This window comes from Jiangella gansuensis DSM 44835 (assembly GCF_000515395.1).
Taxonomy (GTDB): Bacteria; Actinomycetota; Actinomycetes; order Jiangellales; family Jiangellaceae; genus Jiangella; species Jiangella gansuensis.
The window spans coordinates 3524289-3547271 of sequence record NZ_KI911782.1 but is presented as its reverse complement, the minus strand read 5'-3'; the positions used below and the strand labels follow the sequence as shown (position 1 = coordinate 3547271).

Genomic DNA, 22983 nt, shown 5'->3' with positions numbered 1-22983 from the left:
CGTGCACCATGATCATCGGATCCGGTGTCGTGGGTCGTGAGCGTCTCGCAGACCGTCGCCGACGAAGTTGACGGCCATGACGGTCACCGCGATCGCCACACCGGGCGGAATCCACAACCAGGGCATGTCCTTGAGAATCGTCAGCGACTGTGCATCGAAGAGCATGCCACCCCAGCTGGCCTGTGGGGGCGGCACACCGAGCCCGAGGAACGACAGCGCCGCCTCGAGCATGATCGCCTGGGCCACCAGCACCGTTCCGGCCACCGTCAGCGGCGGGATGACCGACGGGACGACGTGCCGGAACAGCACGTGCCTCGAGGTGCTGCCGAAGTTGCGCGACGCGTGGACGAACTCCTGCTCCCGGATCGACAACGTCATCGCCCGGACGATGCGCGCCGACGTCGGCCACTCGAAAAGGCCGATCGCCAGGATGATCGTTCCCATGCTCGGCCCAATCATTGCGACCACCACCAGCACCACCAGCAGCGACGGGAACGACAGCACGATATCGGTCACCCGCATCAGGGTCGCGTCGACCGCGCCGCCGCGCAGCCCGGCTACCGCCCCCACCAGCATGCCCAGCGTCACAGCGGTCAGTGCGGCCACCAGCCCGACGGCCAGTGAGACCCTGCCGCCATGGAGGATGCGCGCGAGCACGTCGCGGCCGGCGGAGTCGGTGCCCAGCCAGTGCTCGCCGCTGGGCGGTTGCCGATACGCGGCGAGGCTCACCGCGTTGGGGTCGTGCACCGACAGTAACGGAGCCGAAATGGCCATCACGGCTACGACGACCAGTACGAACGCCCCCGCCATCGCCAGCCGGTTCCGGCGGAACCGGCGCCAGGCGAGCTGCCGGGGCGAGCGGGTACCGAGCCGAGCTGTCCCCGGTGTTGTGGCTACCGCCACCGGCTCCGGCGGGTCGGTGAGCACGGGATCGGGCGCCGTCATGTGTACCTGATCCTGGGGTCAACGACGGCGTACAGCACGTCAGCCAGCAGATTGCACAGCACCACGAGCAAGGCCACCACCAGAGTGAAGCCGACAAGGACGGGATAGTCGCGGCTGGAGATCGCATTGAGCATCAGCGAGCCCATACCCGGCCAGGAGAAGACGTTCTCCACCACCACCGCCCCGGCGAACAGCACGGGAATCATGATGGTGACGACGGTGATCAGCGGGATCAGCGCGTTGCGCAACGCGTGCCTGGTCAGGATCCGACGTGACGAGATGCCCTTCGCGTTCGCGGTACGCAGGTAGTCCTGGGACAGCACATCGAGCATGCCGGCGCGGACGTATCGCACCAGCGGCCCGGCAATGCTGAGTCCCAAAATGAGCGCGGGCATCAGCAGATATCGCAGCTGGTCGAGCAAGCTCGCCCCGCCGCCCCTCGGCTGCATCCCCGACGGCGGCAGCACACCGAGTACGAGCGCGAAGACGTAGATGGCCGCCAGTCCCAGGAAGAAGCTGGGAACGGAGATGGCCGACACGGCGAAGATGCTCGCCACATAGTCGACCCAGGTGTTCTGCCGGACGGCCGCGATCACGCCGACGACGAGCCCGACGACAACCGCGACCAGCAGCGCGGCCACCATCAGCCGCACGGTCGGGCCGATGCGCTCACCGATGAGTTCGGTCACCGGCCGCCGGTTGACGTAAGAGAATCCGAGGTCTCCCCGCAGCGCCTCCTGTACCCACGCCAGGTACTGGAACGGCAGTGGGCGGTCGAGACCGAGTTCGGCACGCCTGGCCTCCAGATAGGCATCGCCGCCCGTCATGGCCTGCTCGGGGTTCATCATCATCTCCACCGGATCGCCGGGTGCCAGCCGGACGAGGGCGAAGATCAGGATGGAGACGCCGACGAGCACCGGGATCGCCAGCAACAGGCGCTTGACCACATACGTGACCACTGGTTCTCCCCTCGAGCGGATGTCGGTCGAATAGCGGATGCCGGTCAGACAGGAGCCCGGGCCAGGGGACCGGTCACAAGAGACGGGCGCGGCGCGGGTCGGCCTGCCGCGCCCGTCAGGCCGCGGTCAGTCGCTGAGCTTCCACTCCGCGGCGTTCCAGAAGGCCGTCGCGAAGTCACCGATCGGCTCGAAGCCTTGCAGTCGATCGGTGTACACCCAGACCAGCTCCGGCGAGTACAGCCAGATGTTGGGAACCTCGTCGAACAGAATACGGCTGAGTTCCTGGTAGATCGTCGCTCGTTCATCCGGGTCGGTGGTGGCCCGACCCTCGGTGAAGAGCCGGTCGACCTCCGGGTTGCAGTACGCCGCGTTGTTCGGCCCGTTGGGCTTAGCCGTCGAGCACAGGTGGATGATCGCCTCCAGGTTGGGGTGGATGTGCTGGATGCCGCCACCGTGGAGCGCAAGGTCGGCGTCGCGGGCGTTCAAGGCGTCGACGAACGGCCCGGCCTCCATCTGCTGGATTTGGATGTCCATGCCGATCTCGCCCAGCTGACCCTGGATGATCTCGGCCGTCGTGTCGCGGTCGCGGGTGCCCGGGATGATGTTCAACCGGACTGTCGTCCCCGGCACCCAGCCGGCTTCGGCCAGCAGCTCCTTGGCCTTCTCCGGGTTGTAATCGTAGGTGCCCAGATCACCCGGGACAGCCCAGTCGGGTCCGATGAACGGGATGTCGTAGACCTCGCCGTAGCCGCCGAGCGCCTGATCGACGATGCCCTGGCGGTCGATGCCGTACATGATCGCCTGCCGGACCCGCTTGTCGCCCAGCAGGTCGCTGTCGGTGGCGGCGGCTAGCCTGATCTGGCCGATACCGGGCGCCTCCTGGACCACCAGGCCCTCGACCTGCTTCAGCCGGTCGACGTCGGTGGGCGAGGCGAACGCGAGGTCGAGGTCGCCGGTCTCCAACTGGGCGGTCGCGACGTCGGAGTTCGCCTGCACCATGAACATGCGGTCAATGCCGACGTCCGCGCGGTACTGGTCGTTCTTCTCCAACTCGACGTACTGACCCTGCTGCCAGTCGACGAAGGTGAACGGGCCGATCGCCACGGTCGGCGCGTTGAAGAACTCATGCTCCAGGATCTGGTCCTTGGGCACCTCCCCCAGGATGTGCTCCGGGATGACGAAATGCGACGTCGACATCTGCTCGACCCAGGCGGCGTTGGGCTCGGCCAGCTCGACCACGAGGGTGCGCTCGTCCTCGGCCCGGAGGCCGGCGATGGTCTCGGCCGTCCCGTCGAGGTACTCCTGCACCCCGACGATGCCGGCGAGATTGGCAGCCTGGCTGCTGATCGCCGGGTCGGCCAGCAGGCTGTAGCTGAAGACGACGTCATCCGCGGTGAACGGTTCGCCGTCGCTCCACACCGTGTCGACGAGCTCGATGGTGTACGTCGTGGCGTCGTCGGAGATCTCCCAGGACTCGGCCAGGCTGCCCTCGATCTCGCCCTCGGGCGTGGCCGCGAACAGGTAGTCGTACACCAACATCATCAGCTGCTCGTCCGGGCCGTTCTTGCCGAGCAGCGGGTTCAGCTGCCGCGGCTCTTGGTACAGCCAGACGTTGAGCACCTTTTCGTCGCCGCCGCCCGACTCCGACCCTCCAGTCGAGTCGTCGTCGGCGGCGGAACTGCAGGCCGCCATGAGACCCAGGGCAGCCAGCGCCCCCACTACTCTCGTCACGCGCCGTCGCATCATGGATGGCTTCCCCTTTCCAGGAAGCGGACTCGTCTCCGGCATGCCGAGGTCAGCGAGCGCGGCACGGCCGAATCGAGTACATGGAATTTCATTCCACATTCGGTAGAATAGGGTGGGCCGGCCTCGAGGGTCAAGACCGGCCAGGTCACGATTCAGTACGTCAGGTTCCGTTGACCACCCGCTCGATCCAGGTCGCCGCCAGCCCTGCGCCTGCATCGGGCGTGGTATGTCCACGCGGCTCGGAGAGCACGTGCAACGCCACTTCGCTTGGCACACTGGGCGAGACCGGCGTACCCGAGTTCTTCGTCACGCTGACGTCGTCGTGATACGAGGCACCTACCGCCGACACCGCGCCGTAGATCAGCACGTCCAAGGTCGTCGCTTCGGCGGGCGCCGCCGCGTCGACGCTGACCTCTTGCCAGCCGCCGCTCGCCGCGGGAGCGACGAACTGGTAGTGGATCCGGCTTCCGGAAGCGTTGAAGAACTCCAGGAACATCGTCGCTGGAGTACCGCTCTCGGTCAGCACCCACATCGTGGCGGTGTAGTCGGCGCCCGGCTCGGCAGGCAGCTTCGACGTCCGCACCCCGACCGACGTTCCGCTCACGTTCTCCACTCGCAGGCTGTAGGTGCCGGTGCGTGCCTGGGCCGTGCTCGGCGCGGCAGTCTGTGTCTTGGGGAGTGGGTCCAACGTCCACCACAGCGGCCAGCCGTTGTCGACGTCCTCGAACGACGGGTTCAGGACGTCCGGGGCGGGCGAGCCGACCGCCTTGGCGCTGAGCGTCCGGGCGAAGTGGATCACCGAGTCGGTGCCGACTCGGACGTCCCGGTCCCCGATCACGACGAAGACGGGGCGTCCGACCAACGGGTCGACGTGCGCCTCGAGGCTCAGCTGGTCGACGAACTGCACCGACTCCGCGATGCCGAACTCGGTCAGCTGCCTGAGGTCGGTCACGGGCGCGTAGCCGACGCCGCACGTCATCCTCGGGTCGAAGGCGGCGTATCGCAGAGCCAGGAAGCCACCCCGGGACGTGCCAGAGACGGCGATCTTGTTCTCGTCCGTCAGTTCCTCGTCGACCAGGTGGTCGACCACCTCCGACAGTCGCGCGTTGAAGTCCGCGACGAAGTCGTGTTGAGCGACCGCGAGATCCGCCCAGCCGCGCAGTCCGTCGCGGGCGTCGGGATAGTCGTGCGCGCCGTGGCACGGCAGGTCGATCGACACGCACAGGTAGTTGGTCGGCGGATCGGCGAGAATCGCGCCGGCTTCCAGGAAGCTGGCCGAGAACGCTTGGTCGATCGTGCCGGACAGGATGATCAACGTCGGCGCCGGCGAGGTCGGGATGGTGCCCCACAGGCCGAACGGCACACCGCCTGGGGTGGTCCGGTAGTCGATGGGATACGAGGTCGGCCCATGCGGAGTGCGGCCCCTCCCGGGCTTGTCGACGTGCCTGCCGGGCTTGTCGACGTGCTTGCCTGCTGCCCCCACCGCCAGGACCGACGCCGCGGTGCTCTTGAGCACGGTGCGCCGGGAGAGACTGGTCATCGTCGGTTCCCTTCGTCGTTGGTCGCAGCGTCATACGATGTAGACGGCACTGAGCTTGATGGTGGTGTTGTCGTCGCCAGCGAAGACTCCCCTGATCCGGATCCTCTCCGGCAACGCGGCCGTCCCGGGCCAGACCACCGGGGTGCGGAAGCCATTGGTGCTGACGACCGCCGCGTTCGCGCCGGAGTACCCGGCCAGCGGTGTGAGGTTGTCGTCCAGCAGCTCCAGCCGCAACGTCGCATTGGTTCCGAGCCCCTCGGCGTTGACGAAGAAGTCCGGTGCGCTGGGCCGGGCGCCGAGGCTGACCGTGGCCGTCAGGAACTCACTCGTGACCTCAGGTATCTGGTACTCCCCGGAACCCTCCGCTCGTAGGTCGACCACCAGGTCGCCGAATCGGTCCTTCGGCAGAACCGCGATGCCTACGCCGCCCCGCGCGGCGCGTGGCTCCGGATCGTCGCTGGTTCGTGGATCCCAAGCGCCGTAGTAGACGAACGTCTGGTCACCGACGTGCTCGAAGCCCTGGCCCTGGAGCAGGCCGCCCTGGTCCCAATCGGCCGGAGGCGGTACGGCGTCCTCGTTGACCACGGTGATGTCGTCGTGGAACGACACGCCGCCCGCCGCGGTGGTGCCGTACACCATCACGTCCAGCTTCTGGGTTCCCGCCGGTGCCGTCGCGCTGACCGAGACCTGTTGCCAGGTGCCGCTCGCCGCCGGCTGGACGAACTGGTAGTGGATGCGGCTCCCGGAGGCATTGAAGAACTCCAGGAACAGCTGAGCCGGAGTGCCGCTCTCGGTCTGCACCCACATCGACGCCGTGTACTCCGAGCCCGGCACGGCGGGAAGCCTGTCCGACCGCACCGCGATCGGTGTTCCGGCGGCGTTCTCCACCCGCAAGCTGAGGCTGCCGGTGTGCGCCTGTTCGGTGTTGGCCGCCGCGGTCTGGCCTCGCGGCGGCGGGTCCAGCGTCCAGGCCACCGGCCAGCCGCCGTCGAGGTCCTCGAACGAGGGATTGACAACCTCCGGCAGCGGCGCGGCCAGCCCGCCGCGCTCCAGGAACGTGAACTCGTGCGCGGGCTCGCGGAAGTTCACGCCGTCGTTGCTGATGACGAAGCCCAGGTCGATGGTGACGTCGTCCCAGCCGGCGGCGCCGTGCCACAGTCCATAGGTGCCGAGAAGCACATTGCCCCGGTTCCACACGCTGACGCCCTCGTGCTGCTGCTCGCCTTCCCGGCTCCGGCCGGCGCCGAGCAGGGTGTGCTGGGCAGTGCGAGCGAAACTCATGACGTTGGTCTGGGACCACGACACGAAGTCGCCGGAGATCCAGCCGCGACTCACCCGACCGTGGTATGGCCGCACCGAGGGGTTGGCGTTCTGCCCGGACAGGTAGTAGTTGCCCCGCCACTTGTACAGGCCACCCACCGGCTCGGCGTGCAGAGCCGGCAGCACCAGGTCGCTCTCCTCGAGCATGTAGTCCACCGGGGTGATGCCGGTGAGCGACGTCCACTCCAGGCCGTCGGGGCTGCCGAATACTGCCAGCGTGCCGTGGCTGTTGCCGCGGTTGTCCCAGTAGACATGCGCGGCCATCTTGTAGCCGAGGTCGGGGTCGGGGTCGTCGGGCTCGTGGAGGACCTTGACGTTCAGGACGCCGATCCCCGGATCCATCGCCACCAGGTTGTTGTTGGTGTTGCCCCGGTAGGTGACCAGGCCGAGGTTCGGCTTGGTCCAGGTGACGCCGTCGGTGCTCTCTGCGTAAGCAACCTTCCACCACTCGGGCCGACCGCCCAGTTCGTCCCGCTCGTCCCCCACCGCGCAGTACCACATGCGGTAGGTGCTGCCCACCTTGATCACCGAGCCGTAGAACTGCGCCGCCCACGAGTCCGGCTGGCCCGAGGACCCCAGAGGCACCACCGGGTTCGCCGGGTGCTTCGTTGGGGTCCGCATCTCCACCTTGAGGTTCTGCACGAACGGGATCGACACCTGGTCGAAGCCGAAGAGGGTGATCTCGCCGCCGGGTTCGCCGCTCACCACCTCGGCGGCAACGGCCTCGGGTGCGTTGGCGGTCCGGACACCGGCCAGAGCCAGGCCGCCTGCCGCGGCTCCCACCAGTCCGGTGCGTCGGGTGAACTTCACGGTCTCCATCTGCGCTCTCCTGTCCATGGCAGGACACGGCGGATTGCCGGGTGGTGCGATCCGGTGGGACGGGCACGTGCGACGCAGAGCTGGGTGTGCCTGGGCGTCCGCGTCACGAGGACTTCGCTCGCGTCACTAGCCCTGTAGGCCTAGTGCGGGCAGGGGATTTCGTGGTGCACGTGATGGTTTCGGGATGGGCCCGGGCGCTCGCGGTTCAGCGCCCGGGCCCAGGCGATGCTCAGGCGATGTAGATGGCGCTCAGTTTGATGTCGGTGTTCTGCTCACCGTCGAAGTAGCCGCGGATCCTGATCTTCTCGGGCAGTCGACGCCCGCGGCTACGGGCCCACGCGATGGGCGTCCGGAAGCCGTCGATGTCGACAACCGCCGCGTTGTCCCCCGAGTAGCCGGGGATCGGCGTGTAGTCGTGTTCAAGCAGCTCGAACCGCAGCTTCGCCTGAGCGCCCAGACCCTCGGCGTTGACGAAGAACTTCGGCGACCGGTGTCGCCGACCCAGCACGACGCTCGCAGTGACGAACTCGCTGGTCACCTCGGGGATCTGGTACGCGCCGTCGCCCTCGGCCCGCAGGTCGACCGTCAGGTCGCCGAACCGGTCCTTCGGCAGCACCGCGATGCCCACGCCACCCCGTGGCGGCAGCGGGACCCCGGGAATATTCACGCGCGGGTCCCAGGCGCCGTAGTAGACGAGCGTCTGGTCGCCGACGTTCTCGAATCCCTGACCCTGGAGGAGGCCGCCGCGGTCCCACTCGGCGACGCCATCACCCGAGCCGGGCCAGCTGAGGCTGACGTCGTCGTGGAAGGAGACACCCGCGGCCCCCGTGGCGCCGTACAGCATCACGTTGAGAGTCGCGGTGCCAGCCGGCGCCGTCGCGGCGAAGGTCACTTCTTGCCAGTCGTCCGAGGCTTCGGGCTGGACGAAATGGTTCGCCAACCGCCTGCCGGATGCGTCGAAGAACTCCATGAAGAGCTGGGCTGGCGTACCGCTGTCGGTGAACGTCCAGACCTTAGCCGTGTACTCCACGCCTTCCTCGGCCGGCAGTTTGGGCGTCCGCACGCCGACCGATGTGCCGACGACGTTCTCGACTCGCAAGCTGGTGGTGCCGGTCCGGGCGCGCTCGGTGCTGGCCGCCGCGGTCTGCGCCCGGTTGGCATCGAGGGTCCACGACACCGGCCAGCCGTCGTCGTCAAGAGTCTCGAACGACGGGTTGGCCACGGTCGCCTCTGGCGTGCCGTCCTGGCCGCGCGGGATGAAGGTCCATTCGTTTGCGGGCTCCCGGAAGTGCAGGCCGTCGTTGCTGACCAGGAAACCGAGGTCGATGGTGACGTTCTGCCAGCTCGCGTCGCCGTGCCACTGGCCGGTCACGCCGAGCAGGACATTGCCCCGGTTCCACACGCTGATGCCCTCGTGCTGTTGCTCACCCTCGAGACTGCGGCCAGGCCCGAGCAGCGTGTGCTGCTGATGCCGCACCCAAGTCATTGTGCTGGTCTGCTGCCACTGCTCGAAGTCACCCGACTCCCACGTCCGGCCGACCCGTCCGTGGATCGGACGCACCGCGGGGTTGCCGTTCTGGCCGGTGGAGTGGTAAGTGCCCTTCCACTTGTACAGGCCGCCGACAGGCTCGGCATGCAGGGCCGGGATCAGCAAGTCGTCAACCGCCATTTCACCGTTGATCGGCTCGATGTCGGTGAGCGACGTCCAGTTCAGCCCGTCGGGGCTGCCGTACACAGCCAGCGTGCCGTGCCGGTTGCCGCGGTTGTCCCAGTAGACGTGGCAGCCCATCTTGTACCGCCGGCTGGGGTGGTCGTCCGGCTCGTGCAAGACCTTGACGTTCAGCACGCCGATCGGCGGGTCCATGAGCACGAGATTGTTGTTCTTGCTGCCACGGAACTCCACCAGGCCGAGGTTCGGCTTCACCCAGTTGACGCCGTCAGTGCTCTCCGCGTAGGCGACTCGCCACAGCGCGGACGTGCTGCTACCGGTGTGCTCCTCGCGCTCCTCCGCGCTGACCGCGCAATACCACATGCGGTACTTGTCGCCGACCTTGATGACCGAGCCGTAGAACTGGACCGCCCAGGAATCCACGCTGCCGGCCTCGCCGCGCGGAACCACCGGGTTGTCCGGGTGCTTGACCGGGTTGCGCATCTCAAGCTTGAGGTTCTGCACGGATGGGATCGACACCTGGTCGAAGGCGAAGAGCGTGAGCTCGTCCAGGTCGTCAGTCCAATGAACCTCGGTTGCAGATGCCGAACCGAGGATTCCTCCGCCCGTCAAGGAGAGCCCGCCCGCGGCCGCTCCGATCAGCCCCGTTCGCCGGGAGAACTTGGCACTACCCATGGACGCCTCCTTGGCTGGAGTGGAGCGAAACGGGGCGGCAGCGCGCCCGATTCCGCAGAGTCTGCGATGATAGACTCATGGAACTTCATTCCATGTCAAGAGCCTTCCCAGTGCTTTCTGTAGCTTCAAGACGTGCACATCGACACGGAAGCCAGCGCGCATGACGGCTGACGAACTCACTCGACTTCTGGCGACCGCTGCGCCGGGCGGCGTCGACGCGTCCAGCCGCCGCCGCGCGGAGTACTCGTCGGACGCGTCGAACTACCGCGTCGTGCCCCGCGTGGTGGTGTTCCCCCGGCACGTCGACGACGTCCTCGCGGTGGCGGAGGTGGCCCGGTCCGCCGGCGTGGCGTTGACCGCGCGCGGCGGCGGCACCTCCGTGGCCGGCAACGCGGTCGGGCCGGGCGTCGTCGTCGATTTCTCCCGGCACCTGAACCGCGTGCTCGAGATCGACCCGGAGTCGGGCACGGCCCTGGTCGAGCCGGGCGTGGTGCTCGCGTCGCTGCAGGCGCAGTCTGCGCCATACGGGCTGCGTTTCGGCCCCGACCCCTCCACCCACGCCCGCTGCACCATCGGCGGCATGATCGGCAACAACGCCTGCGGCCCGCACGCCGTCGCGTACGGAACGACCGCCGACAACGTCGTCGAACTCGACTGGCTCGACGGCACCGGCCGGCGCTTCACCGCCGGGCTCGGCCTGGACCCCGTGCCCGGGCTGGCCGGCCTGGTGAACTCCGAGCTGGCGGTCATCCGCACCGAACTGGGCCGGTTCGGCCGTCAGATGTCCGGCTACTCGCTCGAGCACCTGCTGCCCGAACGCGGCGCCGACCTGGCCAAGGCGCTCACCGGCACCGAGGGCACCTGCGGGACGCTGCTCGGTGCCCGGGTGCGGCTGGTGCCGGTCGCACCGGCCCGCGCACTCGTCGTGCTCGGCTACCCCGACATGGCGACCGCCGCCGATGCCGCACCGGCGCTGCTCACGCACCAGCCGCTGGCCGTCGAGGGCCTGGACGCGCGGCTCGTCGACGTCGTACGCCGGCACCACGGCCCGGCCCGGGTGCCGCCGCTACCGGACGGCGCCGGCTGGCTGCTGGTGGAGGTCGGTGGCGAGGACGCCGCGGGCGCACGGGCCGCGGCGGCTGCCCTGGTCGCCGATGCCGACGCCGTCGACAGCGAGGTCCTCGAAGCCGGCCCGGACGCGGCCGCGCTGTGGCGCATCCGCGAGGACGGCGCCGGGCTGGCCGGGCGCACCGCCTCCGGTGAGCAAGCCTGGCCCGGCTGGGAGGACGCCGCGGTCCCACCGGAACGGCTCGGCGCCTACCTGCGCGGCTTCGACGCCCTGCTGGCCGAACACGGCATCGACGGCCTGCTGTACGGGCACTTCGGCGACGGCTGCGTGCATGTCCGGCTCGACCTGCCGCTGGCCGACGCGCCGCAGCGGCTGCGCCCGTTCCTCGTCGACGCCGCGATGCTGGTCGCATCGCACGGCGGCTCGCTGTCCGGGGAGCACGGCGACGGCCGTGCCCGCGGCGAACTGCTCCCCCACATGTACTCCCCCGCCGCCATCGGCCTGTTCGAGCGGTTCAAGGGCCTGTTCGACCCCGCCGACGTGCTCAATCCGGGCGTCGTCGTCCGGCCGGCGGCCGTGGACACCGACCTGCGCCGGCCGGCCGCCCGGCCGCTCCCGGCCGCCGGCGGGTTCCGGTTCGCCGCCGACTCCGGTGACCTCACCACCGCCGTGCACCGCTGCGTCGGCGTGGGCAAGTGCCGCGCCGACCTGTCGTCGTCCGGCGGCGTCATGTGCCCGTCGTATCTGGCCACGCAGGACGAGAAGGACTCCACCCGCGGCCGTGCCCGGGTGCTGCAGGAACTGGCGAACGGCTCGCTGGTGCACGACGGGTGGGGCTCGGCCGAGGTACACGAGTCTTTGGACCTGTGCCTGTCGTGCAAGGCCTGCCGGTCGGACTGCCCGACCGGCATCGACATGGCGGCGTACAAGGCCGAGGTGCTCTACCGCACCTACCGCGGCCGGCTGCGGCCGCTGCCGCACTACCTGCTGGGCCGGCTACCCCAGTGGGCGCGGCTGGCCGGGCTGGCGCCGCGCCTGGTCAACGCGGTGCTGGCGATCCGTCCGCTGCGGCGGGTACTGCTGCGGCTGGGCGGCATGGACCCGCGTCGGGCCGTGCCCCGGTTCGCCGCCCAGCCGTTCCGGCGGTGGTGGCGGCGACGGCGCGCGGCGGTGCCGGCCGGCGACGGTGACCGCGGGCCGGTGCTGCTGTGGGTCGACTCGTTCAGCGACGCCTTCACGCCCGACGCCGCCCGCGCGGCCATGCGCCTGCTCACCGACGCCGGCTACACCGTGACCGTCTCCGCGGGAGATGTGTGCTGCGGCCTGACGTGGATCAGCACCGGCCAGCTCGACCAGGCCAAGGCCAAGCTGCGCCGGCTGCTCGACGCGTTCGCGCCGCACGCGGCCGCCGGCACGCCGATCGTCGGGCTCGAGCCGTCCTGCACAGCCGTGCTGCGCAGCGACCTGATCGAGCTGCTCGGCGACGACCCGCGGGCGCGCGCCGTCGAAGCCGCGACCCGCACCCTGGCCGAGGTGCTGGACGCGGCCTCGGCCGGCCCTGCGCCCTGGACGCCGCCGGACCTCAGCGGTGTCGCCGTCGTCGCCCAGCCGCACTGCCACCAGCACGCCACCGCCGGCTACGACGCCGACCTGCGGGTGCTGCGGCGCGCCGGCGCCGAGGTCACCGCGGTCGCCGGCTGCTGCGGCCTGGCCGGCGATTTCGGGATGACCGCCGGCCACTACGACGTCTCCGTCGCGGTCGCCGAGAACGGGCTGCTGCCGGCGCTGCGCTCGGCCCCCGACGGTGCGGTCCTGCTGGCCGACGGGTTCTCGTGCCGCACTCAGGCCGAGGACCTGGCCGGCCGCGGCGGCGTGCATCTGGCCCAGTTGCTCACCCGTTCCCCTTGATCATCAACGGTTGGGCGTGCCAGGACACAGCCAACCGTTGATGATCACCGGGCGGGCCGACCCAGGGGGAAGAAGGCCAGATCGGTACCGTGCATGCCCCACGTCCCCGATCCGTTCCGGGTGAAGTTGAACAGCGGGTTGTTGTACCAGCCCCGCGGCACGTCGTCGTACACGGTCCGCACCTCGCCGCCTGGTTGCGTGGGCAGCTCGCTGATGTCGTTGGTCCAGTGCACCCACGAGAACACGCGACCGTCCACGCCGTTGAGCTGGCCGTAGCCGCCCAGGTCGCCCTCCATGACGACGGTGCGGGTGCGCAGATCGTACGCGAACCACGCGCCGCGCGGACGTCGGCCGACGGCGTAGAGCAGGTCGCCGGTCACGTAGACGGACTCGTAGGACGCCCACGGAACGGGCTCGTCGCGCCAGAGGAGCTCGCGCGTGACGATGTCGACCGCCGCGATCTGGCCGGTGACCCGCACCGGCCCGCTGGTGCCCTCACCGTAGGTGTCGCCGACGAGGTACGCGGTGGTGCCCGACACGACGACGTCCATCACGCTCTGCTCCGGCAGGTACTCGCGATGCACGTCGAAGTCGCCGGTTGCGAGGTCGACGAAGGTGAGCGCGCCGGTGTGCTTGGTGGTGGCCGGACTGGACGCGACCACGAGCTGGTTGTGGGCGACGTCGACGTGGATGCGCTTGGTCCGCAGCTGCTCGTTGCCCAGCGTCCCGAGTGGCGTGATCTCGAAGGTGTCGGGGTCGATGCCGACGATCTGGGCGCTGGGATACAGCCCGGTGTAGATGGTGCCGTCGCGGCCCTCGGCCATCGCCTTCGGCTCGCCGTTGACGTCGAACCTGGCCGACCTGCGGGCACGGGCCTCGTGAACGGTCATCGCGTAGTGGCCGGCAACCCACACCCGGCCGCGCCGGTCGAGCATCATCGACTGGACGATCTCCGGGTAGCCGAAACCGCGGGTGGCCGTCTGCCAGACTTCCGCGGTGCCCCCGGGCCGTGTCCGCCAGACATGACCGAGGCCGCTGACGCCGAGCAGGCTGCCGTCGCTCATCGGCCAGAGCAGTTGATTCTCGACGTCGCCGACGGGTTGGCCGACCTTCGTCAGGCCGGCCGGCGTGACCTCGTAGAGGTTGGTGGTGAGGCGGGACAGCGCGTACACCGTCCCGTCGGCGTCCACCGTGATCTGGTCGACATACCGGTCCTCGGCTGGGATGTCGCGGGAGACTCGCTCTGAGCCGTCCTTGCGGAACGAGATCACCTGGCGTCCGCTGGCCACGTGGATCGTGCCGTCCGCGACGGCCAGGTCCAGGATGCCGACGGGTGAGTTGCTCAGGTGGGACGTCAGGTCGACGGGCGTTCCGCCGTCGCGCGGCCAGAGCAGGAGCGTCCCGGGTGCCGCGGAACCGGCGATCACGTGGGTGTCGTCGACGGCGATGGCGACGGCGTAGAGCGACGACGAGATGCGCCCGTAGGTCTCGATCGCGCCCGTGCCGAGGTGGATCCGCTTGACGGTGCAGTCGGGGTAGGTGCCGATGTACAGGTGATGCCCGGCCACCACCATCTCGTAGTACCAGGTGGTGCTCGTCCCCGCCTCGACCCACGGCTCCACCTCGCGGGTCTGCGGGTCGAACCGCCACACGTACGCGCTGCCGGCCGGGCCGATGTAGACGTACCGGCCGTCGGCTGCCAGCTTGTTGCCGCCGTTGCTGGGGATGTCGAGGTCGTCGACCGTGCGGTTCTCGCCGGTCGCGACATCGAACGCGGCCAGGCGCAGCTTCTGGTCGGGAGTGTTGAAGCGAGAAGCGACGTACACGCTGTCGCCCAGGACGGCCGCACCGCGGACCGCCGCGGTCAGCGATGCCGGCCCGTAGAGGGTCGGTGTGAGCGGCCCGTCGGCTGCCGCGGCGGTGCCCTCGTTCCACCCCGGCATCAGCCCGGCGTGAGCCGCGGCGAACGCCAGCCCGGTACCCGTCAGGAACGACCTTCGGCTCAACGGCATCGCGTCCTCCTAGGACTTAGCGCCCGCCCAAATAACGGGCCTGACCCTAATTAGCCGGAGAGACGCGCGTCAAGAGACGATCGCCTGGTCGTTTCCAGGGCCGGGGACCGCGTCGAGGCAGCGGCGGGCCTGTGCCCGGAATGCCTCCGCCAGCCCGGGAGGGCCGGTGACCAGCGTGAAGTCGGCGTCCACCGATGTGATCATCCAGACCAGCGCGGACGTGCTGTCAGCGCCGAGGTGCAGGCGGCAGCTGGTGTCGTCGACGGCCTCGAGGACGCCCATGCCGGGCCACACGCGGTCGGCGACAGCGTCGGCGGGCTCGTGCAGCACGACCGTCGCCTGGTACGGCCACGTCCGCTCCGACAGCTGGTGCGACAGGTAGGCCACGACGTCGCCGTCGGGCGGCGGACGCGGCGCGAAGCGCGGGCCGGTCGGGACCTTCGGGCGCAACCGGTCGACCCGGAAGCTGCGCCAGTCGTCGCGGCCGGTGTCCCAGGCGACCAGGTACCAGTGCCGGCCGAAGTTCACCAGGCTGTGCGGCTCCACGGCCCGGACGGTGTCGCCGCCGCGCGCGTCGGTGTAGTCGAAACGCAGGCGCTCGTGCCGGCGGCAGGCGTCGGCGATGGCCACCAGCACGTCCGGGTCGACGGCCGGCCCCGGCGCGCCACCGGCCCGCACGGTCGCGCTGTTCAGGGCGTTGACGCGGTGGCGCAGCCGCGGCGGCAACACCTGCTCCAGCTTGGTGAGCGCACGCAGCGACGCCTCTTCGATACCGGCGACGGACCCGCCCGCGGCGGTCCGTAGCCCGACGGTCACCGCGACCGCCTCACCGTCGTCGAGCAGCAGCGGGGGCAGCGAGGCACCGGCGCCCAACCGGTAGCCGGCCACCCCGCGCACGGCGTGCACCGGATAGCCGAGGTCGCGCAACCGGTCGACGTCGCGGCGGACCGTGCGGGTGGTGACGTCCAGCCGCTCGGCCAGCTCGGCGCCGGACCAGTCACGGTGAGTCTGCAGCAGCGACAGCAGCCGGAGCAGCCGAGCGGAGGTCTCCACCATGAGGTCAAGCCTAGGACGCGCTTAGGACCTGACCTGTCCTAAGCGGCTTCTACGTTCATTTCATGACGAGTGCCGAGCACCTCCGCCCCTTCCGCATCGAGATCCCGCAGGCCGACCTCGACGACCTGGCCGCCCGGCTGGCTGCGACCCGGTGGCCGGACGAGCTACCCGGCGTCGGCTGGTCACGCGGCGTGCCGGTGGACTACCTGCGCGAGCTCGCCGAGCACTGGCGCACCGGTTATGACTGGCGTGCCCACGAAGCCGAGCTGAACGCGTACCCGCAGTTCATGACCACGATCGACGGACAGAACCTGCACCTGATGCACGTGCGTTCCCCCGAGCCGGACGCCACCCCGCTGCTGATGCTGCACGGGTGGCCCGGCGGGGTGGTGGATTTCCTCGACGTGATCGGCCCGCTGTCGGACCCGCGCACCTACGGCGGCGACCCGGCCGACGCGTTTCACCTGGTCATCCCGTCGCTGCCGGGCTTCGGGTTCTCCACCCCACTGGCCGGCCCGGGGATGGGCCCGGCCCGGATGGCGACGGTGCTGCTGGAGGCGATGACGCGGCTGGGATACGGATGCTTCGGCGTGCAGGGCTACGACACCGGCTCGTGGGTCGGACCGGAGATCGGCACGCAGGCACCGGACCGCGTCATCGGCATCCACCTCAACGCGATGATCGCGTTCCCGAGCGGTGCCGACGGCGAGTTCGACGGCCTCAGCGAGGCCGACCGCCGGCGCTGGCAGCGCATGCAGGACTTCAACGACGGCTACCTGCAGTGCAACTCCAAGCGCCCGCAGACGGTGGCATACGGCCTGAACGACTCCCCCGCCGGCCAGCTCGCCTGGATCATGGAGAAGTTCAAGGAGCTCACCATGCCGGAGGACGGGATGCCCGAGGACAGCATCGAGCGCGACCGCATGCTCACCGACGTCTCGCTGTACTGGCTGACCGGCACCGCCGCCTCCGCGGCCCAGGTGTACTACGAGGCCATGTCGGCGTGGGGGAACGACGGCTCCGGCCGGGGCGACGATGACGGCTCCGGCTGGGGCGACGACGGCGGCTCCGACAGCGGCGGCGGAGGGGACGCCGGCGGCTGGGCGGTGCAGCGCGGCACGGTGCCGACCGCCGTCCTGGTGTCCGCCCACGACGTGACCATCCGCCCGTGGGCCGAACGCGACCACACCGTCGTTCGCTGGACCGAGCTGGACCGCGGCGGGCATTTCCTCTCGCAGGAGGAACCGGCCTTGCTCGTGGACGACGTCCGCGCGTTCTTCCGGACGGTGCGCTGACGTGGCCGGCGCGCTGAGCCGGCGCGCGCTGAACCGCGCCACACTGGCCCGGCAGCTGCTTCTGGAACGCGCCGACCTCCCGGTCGTCACGGCCGTCGAGCGGCTGCTGGGTCTCAACGCACAGGAGGCCAACCTGCCCTACCTGGCGCTGTGGAGCCGGCTGGCGGGCTTCCGGTTCGACCAGCTGACAATGGCGATCGAGGACGGGTCGGTGGTGCGCTCGACCATGATGCGCGCCACGCAGCACCTGGTCTCGGTGCCGGATTTCCGCCTGATCCGGCCGCTGCTGGCCCCACTGCTGGCGCGTGTGCAACGCAACGCCTTCGGCGCCCGCACGTGCGGCGTCGATCTCGAGGCGCTGGTCGCCGAGGCGCACGATCTGTTGTCCGCCGGCCGGGTCCTCACCCGGCCGGAGCTGGGCCGGCAGCTCGCGCGCAGCCGCCCGGACGTGGAACCGGGCGCGCTGGGCTGGACGGTGCAGTACCTGCTGCCGCTGGTGCATCCGGCGCCGAGCGGCACCTGGAACGTCCGCGGCGCGACACCGTTCGCCCTTGCCGAGTGGACCGGGATCCGGACGGCACCCGACCCGGTCGCGGACCGGGCCGCCGCCCGGGAGATGGTGCGCCGTTACCTGGCCGCGTTCGGGCCGGCGTCAGAGTCCGACGTGCGGGCGTGGTCGGGGATCGCCGGGCTGCGCGAGGTGGTCGACGAGCTGCGGCCGCACCTGCGCGCCGTCCGGGACGAGTCCGGCCGGACGCTGGTCGACCTGCCGGACGCCCCGCTACCGGATCTGGACACGCCGGCACCGGTGCGGCTGCTGCCGGAGTTCGACGCGCCACTGCTGGCCTTCGCCGACCGGACCCGCATCATGACCGACGAGGTCCGGCGGCAGGTCTGCGTGGGCGCCGGGGTGGCGGCGACGGTGCTGGTCGACGGCATGGTCGCGGCGACGTGGACGGTGACCGGACCGACGACCCGGCCGGCGCGGAAGCTCGGGGCCCCGCGGGAGCCTGGTGCGATGCAGGAGCCCGACTCGGCGCGGCTGCGTCCCATGATCATCAAGACTTGACCCGGCTATGACCGGGCCAACCCTTGATGATCATGGGACGAAGGCTTGACTTCGCGCGCGCTCGAAGCGGAAAGCTCGGTGCTCATGACGACACCGCTGATCCTGGGCGCCATGAACTTCGGCACCACCGTCGACGAGGCCACCTCCTTCGCGCTGCTCGACCGGTTCGTCGAGCGCGGCGGCAGCTGGATCGACACCGCCGACTGTTATGCCTTCTGGCACAGCGAGACCGGCTACGGCGGGCAGAGCGAAGAGGTGCTCGGCCGCTGGCTGGCCGCCCGTCCCGGCGCCCGGGAACGGGTCCGGATCGCTACCAAGCTCGGCGCCGAGCCGCGCGTCGCGGGTCAGTGGCCCGCCTCGCGGACGGGGCTCTCCGCGCCGGCCGTCCACGAGGCCTTCGAGGGCAGCCTGCGCCGGCTCGGCGTGGACTCCGTAGACCTGCTGTGGCTGCACATGGAGGATCGCGCGACCCCGATCGAGGAGACCGTGGACGCGTTGGCGGAGCTGACGTCGTCCGGCCGGGTGGCGCGCGTGGGCGCGTCCAACCACCCGGCGTGGCGGGTGGAACGGGCCCGGCGGCGAGCCATCACCGCCGGCGCCACGCCGCTGGACGCGCTGCAGCTCAACCACACCTACCTGCGGCCGCGGCCGGACACCCGGGTCACCGATCACCGCTTCGGTGTCCTCAGCGACGAACAGCTGGACTACGCCGCCGAGGAAGGGCTGGAGGTCTGGGCGTACAGCCCGCTCATCGGGGGCGCGTACGACAACCCGGCCAAGCCGATCCCCGACGCCTACGACCACGCGGGTCGCGCCCGCCGGCTGGCCGTACTCACCGAGGTGGCCGCGGAGCTGGGGATGCAGCGCGGCCAGGTCGTGCTGTCGTGGCTGGCGGGGGCCGACCACCCGGTGCGGCCCATCCTCGGCGGCAGCAAACTCCACCAGCTCGACTCCGCCCTGGACGCTGCGGCCTTCGAGCTGCCCGCCGAGCACCGGGCCCGGCTGGACCACGCCGTGACCGCGGGTCCCGGCCCGGCCGAGGTGGCCGCCTCCACGCAGGCCTGACCGGCGTCAGCGCAGCCGCACGACGCTGCCGGTCAGCAGCTTGGCCTCCTCCGACACGACCCACGCGATGACCTCGGCGACCTCCTCGGGCGTGGCCACGTGGGTGTGGTCGTTACTGGCGGCGACGGCGGCGCGGACCTCGTCGGTGACCCAGCCGGTGTCGGTGACCGGCGGGTACACGATGTTGGCTGTGACGCCGTACGCCGCCAGCTCGGCCGAGGCGGACATGGTGTAGTCTCCTGCGCCGCCTTGGCCGCACCGTAGGACACCTCGGTGGGGAACCCGTGCTGGCTGCCGGAGGTGAGCCCGACGATGCGGCCCCAGCTCCCGCCGCGGGCCAGGTGCCGGCGCGAGAACTCGGCGATGAGCAGCGCCGGCGCCATCGCGTCGACGGCGAACTGACGCTGGAAGGTCTCCGCGCTGACCGGGCGCATCGGCCGGCCGAACCCGTCGGTGTCGGCCGGCTTGAAGGTGTCCTGGACCCAGCCGCTGGCGTTGTTGACCAGGATGTCGACCGGGCCGAGGTGTTCCTCGGCGAAGTCGAACAGCCGGGCCGGGCTGGCCGGGTCGGCGAGGTCGGCCTCGACGGCGTGTGCGCGGCCGCCGGCGCTCTCGATGGCGGCCACCACGTCGGCGGCGTCGCCGCGGCGGGCCTCGTTGTAAGCCTCCTGCTGTCCGGCCGAGTCGCCCGGCCGGTAGTACGCCGCGAGCACCGCCACCCCGCGCCGGCCGAGCTCGACAGCGGTGGCGGCCCCGATTCCCTGGTTCGCTCCGGTGACGACGGCGACGTGCTGCTGGTTGCTCTGGATCATGGCTTCATCCTGGCAGGCGCCTGGGCGTCACTGCCCTTTACGCCCGGTACCTGGCAGGTCTAATGTACAACCTGATGGTTGTGGATGAGCTGTCCGACGAGGCCGTGGACCAGATCTTCCACGCACTGGCCGATGCCACCCGCCGCGACATCCTGCGCCGCTGCGGCCAGGGCGAGGCGTCGGTGTCCCGGCTGGCCGAGGCGTACCCGATGAGCTTCGCCGCGGTACAGAAGCACGTCGCGGTGCTGCAGAAGGCGGGCCTGGTCACGAAGGAGCGACGCGGGCGCGAGCAGCTCGTGCGCGCCGACGCCGTCGCGCTGGCCCGAGCCCGGCAGGCCCTGGACCATCTCGAGCAGGCCTGGCGCGACCGGGTCGGACGGATGTCGTCGCTGCTGGCCGACGACACGACGCGGCGGTGATCGCGGCCGCCGGCTCGCTGCGCCGCGACGTCACCTGACCGGTCCCGCCGGCCGGTCGAGCCGGTGCACGTGGTGCCGGCCGTCGTCGAGCGGGTTGTCGGGTTCCAGGTATCCCGTGGTCACGTGGACGTAGCCGGCCGAGCGCAGCGCCGCCCACGAGGCGACGTTGCCGACGGCCACCGGGACGATGATCGCGCTCGCGTCGGGGTGGTCGCGCCAGCACCGCCGGCTGAACTCCCGGATCAGCAGCGTCCCCAGGCCGCGGCCGAGCAGGCCGGGATCGCCGATGAAGTAGTCGATGGTCAGCGCGTCCCCCGGCACCTCCGTCAGCTCTATGAGTTCGCGGTGACCGGCCTCGTAGTCGAAGATGCGGCAGCGCTGGATGAAGCCGACGGGAGTGCCGCGCACGTCGACGATGAAGTCCTCGGACGGTTCGGTCCCCTCGAAGCTGCCCGCGAAGTCACGCTCGATCGCCTCGTCGCTGGTGTCGTGCGACCAGTAGCGGTCGACGTGCGGAATCCGCAGCCAGCGCTGGATGAGCGGGAGGTCGCCCCGGCGGGTCCGCCGGAAGCGGAGGTCGTCGGCGGTGAACGACGATCGGGTGCCCACGGGCGTCACGCTATCCCAACACCGTTCGCCGCCCGGACGCCTCGTTGCCCGGCGTCCAGCCCTTGCGGAAAAGAATTCTGCGAGCATGTCGATCCGCGCGGGCCACCGTTCGACCTTGGGGTGAGAGGGTCCGAGAGACGGCCCCGAACACCGAAGGAGATCCACACATGAAGTACATGCTCATCATGCGCGCCAACGACGAGGCCTTCGCCGGGATGGCGAACGTCGACTTCACCGAGATGCTCGAGACCATCGGCAAGTTCAACGACGAGATGATCCGCGCCGGCGTGCTGGTCGCCGCGGAAGGTCTCGACGACGCCTCCGAGGGCGTGGTGGTCGACTACTCCTCCGAGCCGCCCGTGGTGACCGACGGCCCGTACGGCGAGACCAAGGAGCTGTTCGGCGGGTTCTACATCCTCAACGTGGCCTCGAAGGAGGAGGCGATCGAGTGGGCCAAGCGTTCGCCGATCACCGGGCCGGGCTTCAAGACCGAGATCCGCCGGGTCACCACGATCGACGAGTTCCCGCAGGACAACGAATGGGTCCAGAAGGAGCGGGCGTGGCGCGAAGCCACCGGCCAGCTCTGACCGGAACGACCGACGATGGCCGACCCCACGGGCCGTGAGGCCGTCGCCGCGGTCTGGCGGATCGAGTCGGCGCGGATCGTCGGTGCGCTCGCGCGGTACACCGGCGATTTCGCGTTGGCGGAGGACCTCGCCCAGGAGGCGCTGGCCGAGGCTCTCGTGACCTGGCCCCGTGACGGCGTTCCCCGCAATCCGGCGGGGTGGTTGCTCACCGTCGGCCGGCGGCGCGCCATCGACGCGTTCCGCCGCCGCGCCGCCCTCGACGAGCGGTACGCCGTCTTCGCCCGTGAGCTGGGCGAGGGCGGCGCCGCCGCCGGAGGCGCACCGGCCGGCCCGGCCCGCGGCGACGATCCGCTGTGGGACCCGGACCAGATCGACGACGACGTGCTCGCGCTGATGTTCACGGCCTGCCATCCCGTCCTGTCGCGGGAGTCGAGCGTCGCGCTCACGCTGCGCGTCGTCGGTGGTCTGACCAGCGACGAGATCGCGAGGGCCTTCCTGATCCCGACCGCCACCGCGCAGGCACGGATCACCCGGGCGAAGAAGACGCTCGGGGCGGCCCGGGTGCCGTTCGCGGTGCCGGCGGCCGAGGAGCGGGCCGCGCGGCTCAGCTCCGTGCTCAGCGTCGTCTACCTGATCTTCACCGAAGGATCCTCGGCCAGCTCCGGCGCGGACGTGATCCGGGTCGACCTCGCGGGCGAGGCGCAGCGCCTGGCCCGCGTGTTGGCCCGGCTGATGCCGGACGAACCGGAGGTGCACGGCCTGCTGGCCCTGCTGGAGCTCACCGCTGCCCGCTTCCCCGCCCGCACCGGCCCGGACGGCGAGCCCGTCCTGCTGGAGGACCAGGACCGGCGGCGGTGGGATCGCGCCGCCATCCGCCGCGGGCGAGCCGCCCTGGCCCGGGCGGAGAAGCTGGGCCGCGGGCTGGGCGCCTACGGGCTGCAGGCCGCGATCGCCGAGTGCCATGCCGTCGCGCCGTCCGTCGACGCGACGAACTGGGAGCGCATCGTGCTGCTCTACGAGGCGCTGGGCCGGCTCGCCGCGTCGCCGGTGGTGGACCTCAACCGGGCGGTGGCGGTCGCGATGGCCCAGGGACCGGCCGCCGCGCTGCGCATCGTGGACGACCTGGTGGCGGACGGGGCGCTGGCGTCGTCGCATCTGCTGCCGAGCGTCCGCGGCGAGTTGCTCGTCCGGCTCGGGCGCCACAGCGAGGCGCGCGCCGACCTGACGGCCGCCCTCGACCTGTGCGGCAACGACAAGGACCGTGCGCTCCTGCGGCGCAAGCTCGCCGACCTGGGCTGATTCTCCGCCGCACGCCCTGGTATTGCGTGTCATCGGGATTTCACGTACGTTGCTCCCACGATTTAGCGAAACGCTTCGATAACCCGCCGAACTGTTCGACGACGGAGTCC

General features: G+C 70.5%; 17 protein-coding genes and 1 pseudogene. 7 read left to right on the top strand and 11 right to left on the bottom strand.

All coding sequences use genetic code 11. The features are described 5' to 3' along the window. Window positions 1-12: 12 nt before the first annotated feature. The 6 genes from opp4C to JIAGA_RS0116795 form a co-directional block, all read right to left on the bottom strand. Entirely contained in the window at window positions 13-945 is a 933-nt protein-coding gene (gene opp4C / locus JIAGA_RS0116820; RefSeq protein ID WP_084469741.1) for an oligopeptide ABC transporter permease, read from the bottom strand. After that, window positions 942-1904 (bottom strand): ABC transporter permease, encoded by a 963-nt coding sequence (locus JIAGA_RS0116815; protein WP_026876569.1) that lies wholly within the window; start codon window positions 1902-1904, stop codon window positions 942-944. Before JIAGA_RS0116815 ends, opp4C begins: the two co-directional genes overlap by 4 nt. 126 nt (window positions 1905-2030) lie before the next feature. After that, window positions 2031-3635 carry an ABC transporter substrate-binding protein gene (locus JIAGA_RS0116810; RefSeq protein WP_169738880.1) on the bottom strand — a complete coding sequence of 535 codons (1605 nt, stop codon included), beginning with the start codon at window positions 3633-3635 and terminating at the stop codon, window positions 2031-2033. Window positions 3636-3810: 175 nt separating this feature from the next. Then, complete coding sequence (locus tag JIAGA_RS0116805) at window positions 3811-5190, bottom strand: alpha/beta hydrolase family protein (protein WP_026876567.1); 1380 nt, start codon at window positions 5188-5190, stop codon at window positions 3811-3813. Window positions 5191-5220: 30 nt separating this feature from the next. Then, window positions 5221-7329 (bottom strand): carbohydrate binding domain-containing protein, encoded by a 2109-nt coding sequence (locus tag JIAGA_RS0116800; protein WP_026876566.1) that lies wholly within the window; start codon window positions 7327-7329, stop codon window positions 5221-5223. A 229-nt stretch (window positions 7330-7558) separates the two neighbouring features. Then, complete coding sequence (locus JIAGA_RS0116795) at window positions 7559-9673, bottom strand: glycoside hydrolase family 32 protein (protein ID WP_026876565.1); 2115 nt, start codon at window positions 9671-9673, stop codon at window positions 7559-7561. A gap of 160 nt (window positions 9674-9833) precedes the next feature. On the opposite strand from JIAGA_RS0116795, the gene JIAGA_RS0116790 reads away from it, so the two are divergent. After that, entirely contained in the window at window positions 9834-12650 is a 2817-nt protein-coding gene (locus tag JIAGA_RS0116790; RefSeq protein ID WP_026876564.1) for an FAD-binding and (Fe-S)-binding domain-containing protein, read from the top strand. 44 nt (window positions 12651-12694) lie between these two features. Here JIAGA_RS0116790 and JIAGA_RS0116785 read toward each other — a convergent pair whose 3' ends face one another. Together JIAGA_RS0116785 and JIAGA_RS30355 are read right to left on the bottom strand one after the other, a co-directional pair. Further along, entirely contained in the window at window positions 12695-14662 is a 1968-nt protein-coding gene (locus JIAGA_RS0116785) for a hypothetical protein (RefSeq protein WP_026876563.1), read from the bottom strand. Between the two features lie 69 nt (window positions 14663-14731). Next, window positions 14732-15718, bottom strand: a complete 987-nt coding sequence (locus tag JIAGA_RS30355) for a helix-turn-helix transcriptional regulator (protein WP_035812627.1) — start codon at window positions 15716-15718, stop codon at window positions 14732-14734. Between the two features lie 62 nt (window positions 15719-15780). On the opposite strand from JIAGA_RS30355, the gene JIAGA_RS0116775 reads away from it, so the two are divergent. From JIAGA_RS0116775 to JIAGA_RS30345, 3 genes are all read left to right on the top strand, one after another. Beyond that, window positions 15781-17013: an epoxide hydrolase family protein gene (locus JIAGA_RS0116775; RefSeq protein ID WP_026876562.1), complete on the top strand. Its 1233-nt coding sequence runs from the start codon at window positions 15781-15783 to the stop codon at window positions 17011-17013. A 1-nt stretch (window position 17014) separates the two neighbouring features. Next, window positions 17015-18082: a winged helix DNA-binding domain-containing protein gene (locus tag JIAGA_RS30350; RefSeq protein ID WP_051426189.1), complete on the top strand. Its 1068-nt coding sequence runs from the start codon at window positions 17015-17017 to the stop codon at window positions 18080-18082. Between the two features lie 84 nt (window positions 18083-18166). Further along, window positions 18167-19147, top strand: a complete 981-nt coding sequence (locus JIAGA_RS30345) for an aldo/keto reductase (protein WP_051426676.1) — start codon at window positions 18167-18169, stop codon at window positions 19145-19147. Window positions 19148-19153: 6 nt separating this feature from the next. Here the strand turns inward: JIAGA_RS30345 and JIAGA_RS35965 are convergent, their stop codons facing one another. Both JIAGA_RS35965 and JIAGA_RS36160 read right to left on the bottom strand, forming a co-directional pair. Next, window positions 19154-19375 (bottom strand): SDR family oxidoreductase, encoded by a 222-nt coding sequence (locus tag JIAGA_RS35965; protein ID WP_026876561.1) that lies wholly within the window; start codon window positions 19373-19375, stop codon window positions 19154-19156. A gap of 68 nt (window positions 19376-19443) precedes the next feature. Then, a pseudogene (locus JIAGA_RS36160) lies at window positions 19444-19959 on the bottom strand (SDR family NAD(P)-dependent oxidoreductase); the annotation flags it as partial. Window positions 19960-20033: 74 nt separating this feature from the next. Here JIAGA_RS36160 and JIAGA_RS0116750 point away from each other — a divergent pair. Continuing rightward, window positions 20034-20378, top strand: coding sequence for an ArsR/SmtB family transcription factor (locus tag JIAGA_RS0116750; RefSeq protein WP_026876559.1), 345 nt, complete (start codon window positions 20034-20036; stop codon window positions 20376-20378). Window positions 20379-20408: 30 nt separating this feature from the next. Here the strand turns inward: JIAGA_RS0116750 and JIAGA_RS0116745 are convergent, their stop codons facing one another. Continuing rightward, complete coding sequence (locus JIAGA_RS0116745) at window positions 20409-20987, bottom strand: GNAT family N-acetyltransferase (protein WP_026876558.1); 579 nt, start codon at window positions 20985-20987, stop codon at window positions 20409-20411. 167 nt (window positions 20988-21154) lie between these two features. Between JIAGA_RS0116745 and JIAGA_RS0116740 the strand changes: the two genes are divergently transcribed. After that, complete coding sequence (locus JIAGA_RS0116740) at window positions 21155-21574, top strand: YciI family protein (protein ID WP_026876557.1); 420 nt, start codon at window positions 21155-21157, stop codon at window positions 21572-21574. Window positions 21575-21589: 15 nt separating this feature from the next. After that, window positions 21590-22873, top strand: a complete 1284-nt coding sequence (locus tag JIAGA_RS0116735; protein ID WP_026876556.1) for an RNA polymerase sigma factor — start codon at window positions 21590-21592, stop codon at window positions 22871-22873. Window positions 22874-22983: the final 110 nt, after the last annotated feature.